Raw genomic sequence first — 12024 nt, forward strand, 5'->3', positions numbered from 1 at the left:
TGTCTGTAGAAATATACAGCCTAAAATTCAACTTGCAATGACAAAAGAATTATGAATAAATACAAAGCAATTTTGGTGGATGATGAGGTGAATAATATTTTGCTTCTCAAGCATCTGATCGGTAAATACTGTATAAACATCGAAGTAATTGGTGAAGCGTTAACGATAACCAGCGCAATCGGTATAATAAATGAAATGGAGCCTGATATTCTTTTTTTAGATATTCGTCTTAATGGAAGAGAAGTTTTTGAAATGCTTGACGAGATAAAAATTTCGAAGGCACAGGTAATATTTGTTACATCACATGATGAATACGCCTTAAAAGCGATTAAATACAATGCCATAGACTATATTTTGAAACCAGTTATAATTGAAGAGCTGATTTTGTCAATTAATAAGGCAGTTACAAAAATAGAAAGGGAAAACTATTTTGATTTCAGCAGTCTGAAGATGGATAAAATTGAAAAAAACATTTCAAACAACAGAGATTATATTGCAGTGGCATCGATGGATAAAATTGAATTAATAAAAACCTCAGATATACTTTATGTGGGCTCTGACAGTAAATATGCTACATTTTATTTGGTTAACGGAAAAGAGTATGTTTCTAATAAAAATTTAATTTTCTATGAAGATGTACTTGATTCTGCTGTTTTTTTTCGTATTCATAAATCTTATATTATCAATATTAGGTATACAGTGAGAATAATAAAAAGAGATGGCAGCTACTGCGAGTTGCTCAATGGTATGTTTCTTCCCATTTCCAAACGTAAACAGGAGCTGTTCAACAGGTTTTTAAAAATCAAAAATTAATTCGCTATAATTCGATTCAATACTTCTGGTAAAAAAGGATATAGATGAATTAGCAAAATTCCATTATTGGATTAGCTTCTTTTTATAACTAGTTAATAATAAAGCTTATTAAACTAGTATGTAGCCATAATCTGTTTTCAGATCTGAACAGATCATGGCTCTTTTATGTTTTAAATTATTGATCTGGCTTTTATCTGCATTTGCGATTATCTGAAGATTCTACCGATAATCAGGAAATTCTACCGTTAACTACTTTTGGGTAGTATTCACCGGCTTTTTGGGTAATCTTTGCTGAAAATATAAGCAATTATTGCAGCTGCTGTTGTTACGAGTTTTTTATAAATAATTTCGCAGGAGGGATATTTAATGCTGCATTTATTGATTATTTGAGTTGAACATTTATGAATTTAAAGAATAGTATAATGGTCTGCCAGTTTATATTATTCTTAACTTAAAAAAAATAATATGAAAGAGATGCTAAAAGAAAAGATTTTGGTTCATGATTCGTCAAATGGTTTTTTTAGATTTATAAAAAATCATTACTGCGATAAGTTTAATATCGATGCTAATAATAATGAAAAGGAATTTAGTGCTGATAAGCTTAATGAATATTCATTTGGTTTTATAAATGTACATGATTACAATGATTTGATATATGTAAAATTCATTGAATCTAAAGTTAAATTTTTATTGATAGTCTCAACAAAGAAAGAATTTGATCAATTAAAATTTAGTGCTGATACGGTCAGATTTCTAGATAGCTTTACATTAAAGTCTGAAATTATAAAACAGATGGATTTCGGCATAAATTCAATCGCGTAAATATTTTGCGAGCTCTAGCAAGGCATTAAAAATAGGTTTAAATTTTATAAACTGTCAATACTAACAATAAAAAAAAGCTTGTGAAGAATGATGATGATAAACTGAAAATTAAATTTTATAGTTATGGGACGTTAATTTTTCTATTTTTTATATTATGGTTTATATTACAATTTTTGTTAAAGATAATTAGGGGGAATAACTGTTAATTGGCTTTTAATAAAATGTAAACGATTGTGTAAAAGCTTGAAAAGATCATCAGTTCTTTAGATATTAAATATACATTCTGATTTAGTTAAAAATAGGGAAATCATTTTTATTTAAGAAGTTTTTTATTTAAGAATTATTATAAGCCGTCGCAGTATCTTAAGTAAAAGATTTTCCTATTTTATTTATAGCAGATAATCAATTAATTTATTAGCAGTATTTATTGGAAATTTTTAAAAAGCTTAAGTGGTAAATTCAAATTCTGCCCACTTTTTTATAGAGATGATTCCCAATAGGCATCAATTAAAAGTTATGGAGTTGTATAATAAGGTGATTTACTTTAATATTAGATTTATTGTAACCATTCGGTAAATATATAGTCAAGATTTTAATGATGTTAAATTGTAATATTTAACGCAATATTTATTGTTTTTAAATACTGAACAGTATTATTTGTAAAAAATGAGTTATTTAAGTGATTTATAATGAATAAGGTTGAAATAAAAATAAATGCATTAAAGTGTGATTTTGTAAAATATTGCTTGCCGGTTTTATTGTTGAAGCATTTTTTTTGGATTTTCCTGAATTACTATTTCGGAAATTTTGTTGCAGTTTTTGCAGGAGCAATTTTTGTAGGCATTATTTTAGGAACTTATGCATCTTATCTTTCTTCGCCGGAGTATTTTGTTAAGCTAACAAATATTAACTGTGTTTTATTTTTGCTTTTTGATCTTGTCTATGGATTTTTAAATCAGACAGTTCTGTTGTGCTTTTTTTTGAATATTTTTTTGTTTCCCTGGTTATTTTATATGTTTTTTTCGCTAAAAAAAACAATTATTCTCACCTGTGGCACAATGTTAGTATACCCTGCACATTTATTTTTAAGAAGTTATTTAGGATTTCAGGAACATAGCGATAGTTATGAAAGCTATACATTTCACTTCTTGTGGATATTCAATTTAATGGTATTGTTCATAACTGTATACTACGGCACTGAGATTAAAAAGTACAATTCGATATTGTTTTTCGAAAAAGAGAAAAAATTGCAGGCAAACCAAAACTCTGATCAGAAAAGGGAGTTTGAAAAAAATGCAAATATTTCCTGTCAGCTAATATTTGAAAAAATTGATCTTTATATGAAAAATGAAGAGCCGTGGAGAAATGCAGATTACAATTTGGAGCAATTGGCCTTAGAACTGCGATTGAATGTTTTTCAGATTTCTAATGCTATAAATTACTGCACAAAAAATAATTTTAAAAGTTATCTGAATGATTATAGGCTAAATGCATTTGTTGAGGAAATAAAAACGCACAAAAGCAAAGATTTCCTGCTAAAAGAAGTCTATCTAAATTTAGGTTTTAACAGTCGGGCGACGTTCAATAGAAATTTTAAAAGTAAGTTTAGAAAAACTCCTCAGCAATTTGTAGCGATGCATATTTTTTAGTGCAGCAACTTATAAAAGTGATTTTAATAATAAGTTTTATTTTTTGTTATATGAATTGCAGGTTCTTTTAATCCGCATGCATAGCATTTCTGTCTTGTTTTAGATGTTCAGAAAAGTTTTTTAGGTAATAGGCACAGATAATGGAATATGTATTTAAGGGAGAGTCTAGCCGCGCAATTTTTTTTAAAATATGTTTGTTTAATATGCTAAAGGATCCAATTATGGAATAAAGAACAATAGACTATTTAAATCGAGTAGTGTTTTTTAGTGATTCAGCAGCTGTATCAGTCGTTTAAAAGCCAATAGATGAATTTACGAAGGAATATTAAATACGATATAATTAGTCCTTTGCTTGAGATACTTTTTTGTACATCAGTTAAGAAACGCTTGTATTAAAAAGTAATTAGATTTATCGAGAAAAAAATATACGGAATTATAGTTTTATGGGCTGGCATAATAATTTAGAGCGTAGGTAGTTAGGACTTATTCATTCTCAGTTCTAATTCTAAAATTATGTCAAAAGTAAAGCAGTAAGGGAGGGAAAGAGATCAAATGGTTTAGGGGCTAAGTTAAGTCAGCTTTTTCCAAACTTAGACGAACTGCTTTACGCCCATAACGCTTTAATAACGCTTTACACAAATGGGATTGGGCAGGTTAGGGTTATGGACTGGTAAATGGTGCATGGAGATTCTTGATGTCTCATTAGCAGAATACTTAAAGCAGATTTTAGGTTTCCTATTATCATTAAAGTTCTTTCTGGATTCTATCAAAAAAAAATAGATTATCATGGATATTAGATAATTTTTATTGTTTTGCATTTTAATTTTAAAGAGGCTTCGGCCTCTTTTTTTGTATCTTAATTTCTCGTTTTTGGCTATCTCCATTTTCTAAGCATGGATATTTGTGCAAGTATAATTTTACTAATAAGCCCTTCTTTAAAAATTCAGGTGTGGCGGACTAACTTCCCAAGCAATTAGCATTCCTAACTGATGATGAATTGATCTTCAAAAATCTACTCCTTTATTACTTTGATAATAGTGCAACAATGCGAGGGCTTGCCTATAGATAAACTAAAGCCAGAAATTATAATCTCTGATAATTTCTTTTCAGTTATAAAAGCAGTATAACAGACAAAGATATATGGTATGCTTTTTTTGTTCTTGAAAGTTTAAAATCATTTTATTGCTAAAATCATTTTTATAGATGCTGCTTTGCGTATTAAAAGACTAAAATACGGGTTATTGCGGCTATTAATGTATCAAAACCATAGATCATAAAAAAAAAAATAAATTATAAAAGATTGTTTATTAGTGTTTTATGAAAATGAGATACTGTATTTTTAAAATGATCCATATAAATTTTAAATATGATGTTACTTCGCTTTCATTATTTCTTTTCTGGTTTTAAGACTAAAGATTGAAAAAGATTAAGACCAGAACTTTTATTAACACTTAAAAAATATTAATGAATAACTTATAATGTATTTAAGCATTGTGAGCTGGTGTAATTGACAAGAGCACAAATCATAATATGAACTGAAATCCTTTCACAGTTTTATTATTCTTTAAATTATACTAAAAGATAAGGGTGGGCTTCGGGAGAAAAAGATGCTTAAAGGTTATGGCTTTCTTTTATTTAAAACCCGCATGCACAGCATTGTGCTCGCAATGCTTTTTAATAGTAAAAAAAACTTATTTAAAACAAAAAAACAATTTGAAATTACTTCTGTTTAAAGATTAAAAGAATAAATTATGAGAAAATTTTTCCTACTGCTGCTATTTTTATCTGCAGGTTATATAAGTTACGGACAAGTTGGAATTGGAACGACCGCTCCTAACTCCTCATCACTATTGGATGTAGTTTCTGCAAATAAAGGAGTGTTAATTCCTCGAGTTTCATTGACTGGAATTGCTGATTCCAAAACAATTACAAATGGTAATGTAAATGGTCTGTTGATATTCAATACTGCAACAACGATCGATATAGAGCCTGGTTTTTATTACTGGTATTCTGATAAATGGGTTAGAGTAGGAGCAGCTTCCAAGCAGGATTTAAGCAATTCATTAACGTATGCTGATAATAATATTACTTCTGTAGTGAATGAACATAGTGCAGTAACGCAGGTTGTGAATTCTGTGGCCAGCAGTTTAAACGGTTCTAGTCTTGTTACTACCGTAAACGGATTGTCAGGCAATAATTTAGATCTTACTCCACTTTTGAATAAGGTGTCGGCAGACAACGGTTTATCAATTAAAGACTTAAAAATTGAATTAGGAGGGACATTATTAAAACCGACCGTAATTAATGCCAGCGCTAACAATACCCTGTCTTTATCAGGTCTTCAGACAGGCAGCAGCAGCTACATTTATGACGGTAATAACTATTCTTTAGTTTCAGATAGAATTTTGGTTGGTGATCCTGTATCTGGTTTACTTAAACAGGTTAGGTCAGCCATGCCTAAATTTTTCTACGCGCCATCAGTCTCCATTCCAACCCACAATCAGTCAGGGGTACTCTTAAAAGGACCTCAAACTATAGATGTTTATAATTTATATACAAAGCAATTTGGATTTCAGCAGGCAAGCGGCCAGGCGAGAAGTAACAATGCATCGGTTCTACCCGTTCTGGCTTCTGCTGATTTAGATTATTTCATAACGTATTTCGATACCGATATATTTGAGACTGTCTCAATTTCCGCTTCCGGAATAATTACATATACCATTAAGACTGGGGCTGTCATATCTGAAAATTCATATATGAATATCGTATTTAAAGTAAAAGATTAATTCTTATATCCACTGCTATGACAGATAAAATTATGAAAATGCATTATGGTCTTTTGAGAAAATTAAAATATGCAGTTATGATGCTTTTCATTTCTCTAGGAATGCATCAGAAGATATATGCTCAATTATACGGAGATTTTCCATATCATCAAAGTTTCACTTCAGGAGTAAAGCCATCAGAAGTTTTGCTGCCTGCGGGATCAGGAGCGAATTCAGCAAAATTTACTGCCACAGGTTTAGAGCTGACGCCTGCTGAGAATTTTAAATTTGGTGCTGTAATTATCGATAACAAGATTTTTAATAGTTCTGTCGGAATTAAAATTTCATTTAATTACGCAATTTATGGCGGAACGGGAGCAGACGGTATTAGTGTCTTTCTATTTGATGCGGCAGTCAATCCCGTAATCAGTGGCAGCGCTGGCGCAGGATTAGGTTATGCTTTTAGGAGAGCTAATAATTCTAATTCTGGAAATAGAAAGGAAGGCCTTTCGGGGGCTTATTTGGGCATAGCATTGGATGTTTTCGGGAACTTTAAACACATGCGTTTCAATACCGACGAAAGAGTCAATGGTATTGATATGCCAGGAATTCTTTGGAAAGATTTTGCTAGAAGCCATGTAACTCTTCGAGGAGCTAGAGGCAATTCTTTTGATTCAAATGGGAAGGGTGAAGGATATACAGGATATCCTGTTCTGACTACTTTAGGCACTCTGGAAGGGTCCAGATTTAATAGTCTTTTGTCAGGTGCAGTGCTGAATAGTTCGACTGGAGCTTATGATATTTCAGTAACTTATCCTGGTGATCGATTCGATATAAGATCCGGAGTCTATGCACCCTTTGTGCGAAGTCCTGGTTATCGAAAGGCTTTTATTGACATGACTCCCAATCCTTTAGGCGGATATAATGTGACAGTTAAAATTCAGCATCAAAATATAGTAAGCACCGTAATTGATAACTACTGGTATCGCACTTCTATTACTTACAAGGAAAATGCTAATCCTGATGCTAGTGATTTTAATAACTTGAATGTTAGAGGAGCCGATACCAAGCATACCATCGATGCTTCAATTCCTGAAAATTTTAGAATTGGATTTGCTGCAAGTACGGGAAGCTTTAACGATATACATAAAATCTGGAACTTAGATATTTCACTGCCGTTTGCCGCTAAAGCTAATGATGATACAGGGGAAACCTGTAAAAGCACGACTTTTACTCTTAGTCCTCTGACAAATGATATTGCGTATGCCGGACCAACCACTGGAACTCCGGGAGGAAGTCAGGAAAATATTGATAAGACACAATTCATGTTTATAAACAGTGACGGAAGTGCGGCAGCAAATCCTTATCAAGTAACTGATAGCCAAGGAACGTTTTCATATAGCCCTGTTACAGGTGCGGTTACATTTTTTCCGCTATCTTCTTTTAGCGGCAAGGCATCTATAAAATATTCTATAAAGGGGAAATCCTATCCGAATGGGACATTCCAGCCTTACGGGGATGAAGCTTTTCGGTCGGCGCCTGCTGAGATTACCATTACAGTGCTAAAATGTAAAATAATTACAAATCCTGTCCTTCCCTCTAAACTGTAGTAAATAATTAAACGAATAATTGTAAGAAGTATCTGGAGTTATTTTATAGCTATTAAGATATCAATGTTCAACAAATAAAAAAATAATGAAAAATATTTCAAGCCATTTATTTTTATTCCTGCTTTTATTATTTGTGCAAGCCAACTATGCACAAACGGTCAATTTAGGAGATTTATATGTTAGTGCGGGAACTATACTGTCGACGGTAGCACCCATGGATAACAAGAGTACAGCTAAATTGGTAAATGATGGCGATTTCTATTTGTATGATCATTATAATAATGATGGTACGGTAACATTTACTGCTGGTTTGAAATCTGGATCAACACATATGATCGGAACCTTTGGTTTTCAAAATATTTCTGGAAATACCGCTATGAGCTGGTATGATGCTGAATTTGGCAATAGTATAGTACAACCTGCCTTTTATCTGTCAAATGAATTGAGAATATTTGGAGTTTCTAATTTTGATAAAGGGATTATTGATAATATCTCGAACAAGGGAAAACTCTTTTTCATGGAAGGTGCTCAAGCAGTAAATGCCAGTGACGATTCTTTCGTAAATGGATCTGTTCAAAAAGACGGAAGATCTGATTTTTATTTTCCTATCGGTGCTCAGGGACAGTATCGCCACTCTGCAATTTCATTTCTTAATAATTCTGAAAATGTATTTGCCTCAAGATATTTTTTTGAGAATTCAAACCTGCTCTACCCTCATGTAAATAAACAGAAGGAGATTTCTTTGATTGATGATAAAGAGTACTGGATTGTTGAGAAAGAAAACCAAGAGAGCGGAGCGCTTATTACCCTGACATGGGATGAGGATACAACACCGGCATCCATCTATGCAGCACCCTTAGACGAGCTGCATATTATCCGCTGGGATGCTTCAAAAAAAATATGGGTAGATGAAGGAGGCGCTGCAGATTCCTCTACAAAAGAAATCACAACAGTTGTGCAGGCTTCAGATTATGGCATTTTTACGCTGGCACGATTCAGCAGTATTGCGGAAGATTTCTGCGGAACAATAACCGTATTCAATGCGGTTTCACCCAATGGAGATAATAAAAACGACTATTTTAAAATTAGCGGTTTAACAGAATGTGCTAGTGAAAATACAATTGAAATTTATAACAGATGGGGTGTTAAGGTATATGAAACAAGTAATTACGGCTCCAATGATAATTTTTTTAAAGGTTACTCGGAAGGCAGGACAACAATTAGTAAAAATGAGCTTCTGCCGGCTGGAACATACTTTTACATTTTATATCTAAAGGATCAAAGTAAGGTAAAAATAAAACAAAAGACAGGATACCTATATTTAAGCTGGTAATCGGGAGCAATTATCAAACAAGCAAAAAAACATTCTAATAATAAGGTAGCTGCTAGGTTACGAATTATTGATCATAATATGAGAACAAATTTTTTAATGGGTATTTCGCTCTTAAGCGTCTTTTTTAGTCATGCCCAGCAAGATTCGCAGTTTACACAATATATGTACAACACTATTAATATAAATCCTGCTTATGCTGGATCTAGAGGAGTGCTAAGTGTGTTTGGTCTGCATAGAAGTCAGTGGATCGGTATGGATGGTGCTCCGGAAACCAATGCCGTTTCAATTAACACTCCAATAAATAATAGCAATTTAGGACTTGGAATTTCGTTAATTAATGATAAAATTGGACCTACCAGTGAAAATCAGATTTCTGCGGATTTTTCATACTCTATTCAAACATCAGATTTCTGGAAACTGTCATTTGGCATTAAAGCTACGGCAGCTATATTCAGTCTTGATATAGCTAAATTAAATCCAGAGACATCAGGCGATACGCAGTTTCAAAATTCAATCAGCGAATTTTCTCCAAATATTGGTGCTGGAGTTTACTGGCATTCAGATAAGGCATATATAGGGGTCTCGGTGCCTAATTTTATTCAGACCAGGCATTATAATGATAATGATGTGGCAATTTATAAAAACCAGATAAATTATTATTTAATAGGTGGTTATGTTTTTAATCTCTCTCAAGATTTAAAGTTCAAACCCGCCGTTTTAACTAAACTTGTTGAAGGCGCCCCTCTGCAGACCGATGTGTCGGCAAACTTTTTATTGTTTGAAAAGCTTACACTTGGCGCAGCATACAGATGGGATGCAGCAGTAAGTGCCATAGCTGGATTTCAGATTTCTGACGGATTATATATTGGTTATGGATACGACAGTGAAACTACCAAGCTGAGAAAATACAATTCCGGGTCACACGAAATTTTTCTGCGCTTCGAGTTTTTTAAAAAATATGATCGAATCACTACAGGACGTTTCTTTTAAAATCTATCTATTATGAAAAAAATCATTGCAATTGGCGCATTAATAATATTCAACGCATTTTCAGCTAATATCTATTGTCAGAAAGATTTGAGTTCTGGTGATAAGGATTTCGAACGATATGCATTTATTGATGCTATTAAAACATATGAAAGAATAGCTGCCAAAGGATTTAAATCTGAAAGCATGTTCAAAAGGCTTGGTGATTCTTATTACTATAATTCTCAATATAAAGATGCTGCTAAATGGTATGGTGAATTGTATGCTATTAATGACCAGCAGGATTCTGAATATGATTATCGCTATGCACAATGCTTAAAATCAGCAGGACAGATAAAAAAAGCAAATGAAATAATGCAGAGATTTCGAGATAAAAATAAAAACGACAGCCGTTCAGCTTTAATTAAAGAAGATAAAAATTATATAAAAAAAATAAATTTAAATTCAGGCAGATACGCCATTAATGACTGCACTTTTAATTCGGCATACTCTGATTATGGCGCTTTTGTTAAATCTGGTAAAATATATTTTACATCAGCCAGGGACACAGGTAATTTTGTTAAAAGCAAACATAGATGGACGGGACAGTATTTCACACACATTTACGTTGCAGATATTGATAGTTCCAGAGGACAAAATCCTAAACGAAAGCCTGAAAAAGTTACTATCAGTTCCAATAGTAAATTTAACGAATCCTCACTGATTTTTACAAAAGATGGCAAAACGGCTTATTTTACAGGTAATAATTTCAGCAATGGAAAGTTAAAAAAGAATCATAAAGGTATAAGCTTGCTTAAGATCTACAGCGGAAAGGTTGAAAAGGACAATATAACGGAGGTAAAAGAACTGCCATTTAACACGGATGATTACAGTAGTGCGCATCCTGCTTTAAGTGCTGATGAAAAAACCTTGTTTTTTGTGTCTGATAGGCCTGGAACGTTAGGGCAGTCTGATATTTTTAAGGTAAGCATAAATGATGGATTATTTGGGGAAGTTAAAAATCTTGGTTCAGGCATTAATACAGAAGGCAGGGAAAGTTATCCTTTTATCAGTGATGAAGGTGAAATTTATTTTGCATCAGATGGACATCCAGGACTTGGAGGGCTGGATGTTTTTGTCGGAAAGTTTCAAGATGATGATACAGTAGGTTTTATACAGAATATTGGCTCTGATATCAATACTTCCGGTGATGATTTTGCATATATTATCGATTCCAAATCTCGGAAAGGTTATTTTTCATCCAACAGAAATGATTCAGGCACTGACGAAATATACAGTTTTCTAGAGACAAAAAAAATAATTCCTGAGAGAGAAGAGCTGAATGGCTATGTTATTGATTCCGAAACAGGTTTATTGCTTCCCGGAGCAGCGCTGGAATTGTACGATGCCAATATGATTTTAAAAAGTAAGGTAATTGCTGATTCGACTGCAAATTACAGTTTTTTTGTTGAAGCGGGCGATTCCTATATCCTTAGGGCTTCAATACAGGATTATTTCACAAAGGAACTGAAGTTTAAGACCGGTAAACAGAGCAAGAAAAAAGAGTTCATCGTAGAACTTGATAAATCTAAATGCAGAATTGCCGTAGGTGATGATCTAGGAAAATGTTTCGGCATAAAAATGATTTACTTTGATTTAAATAAGTCAGAAATAAAAAAAGATGAAGTTTTTGAGCTGGAGAAAATTCTTGATGTCATGGTGAAGCACCCTTCTTTAAAATTGGATATCCGTTCACATACAGACAGCAGAAATACTGCAAAATATAATCAGGCCTTATCGGATCGCAGGGCGAAATCTACCCTAGAATGGCTTATAAAGAATGGTATAGCCCCAGAGCGTTTAACAGCAGGAGGTTTTGGTGAATCTGAATTATTGAATAATTGTACAGATGGTGTTAAATGTACAGAAGAAGAGCATGGGAAAAACAGGAGAAGTGAGTTTATCATCAGAGAACTGTAATGGTAAAATTTTTAAATATAAAGCTTAATCTCCGTTTATAAAAATGGTGAGATCAGTTTAAGAGGCCATAGTAAAGGGATTCAAAT

At 32.8% G+C, this 12024-nt stretch carries 8 protein-coding genes; all 8 read left to right on the top strand.

Going from position 1 to position 12024, the window contains the following annotated elements:
- The first annotated feature begins 51 nt into the window (after positions 1 to 51).
- Entirely contained in the window at positions 52 to 813 is a 762-nt protein-coding gene (locus B0A81_RS18640) for a LytR/AlgR family response regulator transcription factor (RefSeq protein ID WP_089059403.1), read from the top strand.
- A gap of 465 nt (positions 814 to 1278) precedes the next feature.
- A complete protein-coding gene (locus B0A81_RS18645; protein WP_089059404.1) occupies positions 1279 to 1635 on the top strand; it encodes a hypothetical protein in 357 nt (118 codons plus the stop codon).
- Between the two features lie 1058 nt (positions 1636 to 2693).
- Positions 2694 to 3284, top strand: a complete 591-nt coding sequence (locus B0A81_RS21670) for a helix-turn-helix domain-containing protein (RefSeq protein WP_165768091.1) — start codon at positions 2694 to 2696, stop codon at positions 3282 to 3284.
- A gap of 1877 nt (positions 3285 to 5161) precedes the next feature.
- Positions 5162 to 6070, top strand: a complete 909-nt coding sequence (locus tag B0A81_RS18655; protein ID WP_123922210.1) for a hypothetical protein — start codon at positions 5162 to 5164, stop codon at positions 6068 to 6070.
- Positions 6071 to 6147: 77 nt separating this feature from the next.
- Positions 6148 to 7659: a hypothetical protein gene (locus B0A81_RS18660; RefSeq protein WP_123922211.1), complete on the top strand. Its 1512-nt coding sequence runs from the start codon at positions 6148 to 6150 to the stop codon at positions 7657 to 7659.
- A gap of 85 nt (positions 7660 to 7744) precedes the next feature.
- The gene (locus B0A81_RS18665) at positions 7745 to 8992 is read left to right on the top strand and encodes a gliding motility-associated C-terminal domain-containing protein (protein WP_089059408.1); all 1248 of its coding nucleotides are present in this window, start codon (positions 7745 to 7747) and stop codon (positions 8990 to 8992) included.
- Positions 8993 to 9070: 78 nt separating this feature from the next.
- A complete protein-coding gene (locus B0A81_RS18670; protein WP_089059409.1) occupies positions 9071 to 9982 on the top strand; it encodes a PorP/SprF family type IX secretion system membrane protein in 912 nt (303 codons plus the stop codon).
- Between the two features lie 12 nt (positions 9983 to 9994).
- The gene (locus B0A81_RS18675) at positions 9995 to 11938 is read left to right on the top strand and encodes an OmpA family protein (protein WP_089059410.1); all 1944 of its coding nucleotides are present in this window, start codon (positions 9995 to 9997) and stop codon (positions 11936 to 11938) included.
- Positions 11939 to 12024: the final 86 nt, after the last annotated feature.

This window comes from Flavobacterium plurextorum, assembly GCF_002217395.1.
In the GTDB taxonomy this organism is placed as follows: domain Bacteria; phylum Bacteroidota; class Bacteroidia; order Flavobacteriales; family Flavobacteriaceae; genus Flavobacterium; species Flavobacterium plurextorum.

Bases quoted from the DNA above. Each gene is read 5' to 3' on its own strand.
- B0A81_RS21670 (WP_165768091.1), top strand. From the start codon at position 2,694: ATGTTAGTATACCCTGCACATTTATTTTTAAGAAGTTATTTAGGATTT.
- B0A81_RS18640 (WP_089059403.1), top strand. From the start codon at position 52: ATGAATAAATACAAAGCAATTTTGGTGGATGATGAGGTGAATAATATT.
- B0A81_RS18665 (WP_089059408.1), top strand. From the start codon at position 7,745: ATGAAAAATATTTCAAGCCATTTATTTTTATTCCTGCTTTTATTATTT.
- B0A81_RS18670 (WP_089059409.1), top strand. From the start codon at position 9,071: ATGAGAACAAATTTTTTAATGGGTATTTCGCTCTTAAGCGTCTTTTTT.
- B0A81_RS18645 (WP_089059404.1), top strand. From the start codon at position 1,279: ATGAAAGAGATGCTAAAAGAAAAGATTTTGGTTCATGATTCGTCAAAT.
- B0A81_RS18675 (WP_089059410.1), top strand. From the start codon at position 9,995: ATGAAAAAAATCATTGCAATTGGCGCATTAATAATATTCAACGCATTT.
- B0A81_RS18660 (WP_123922211.1), top strand. From the start codon at position 6,148: ATGATGCTTTTCATTTCTCTAGGAATGCATCAGAAGATATATGCTCAA.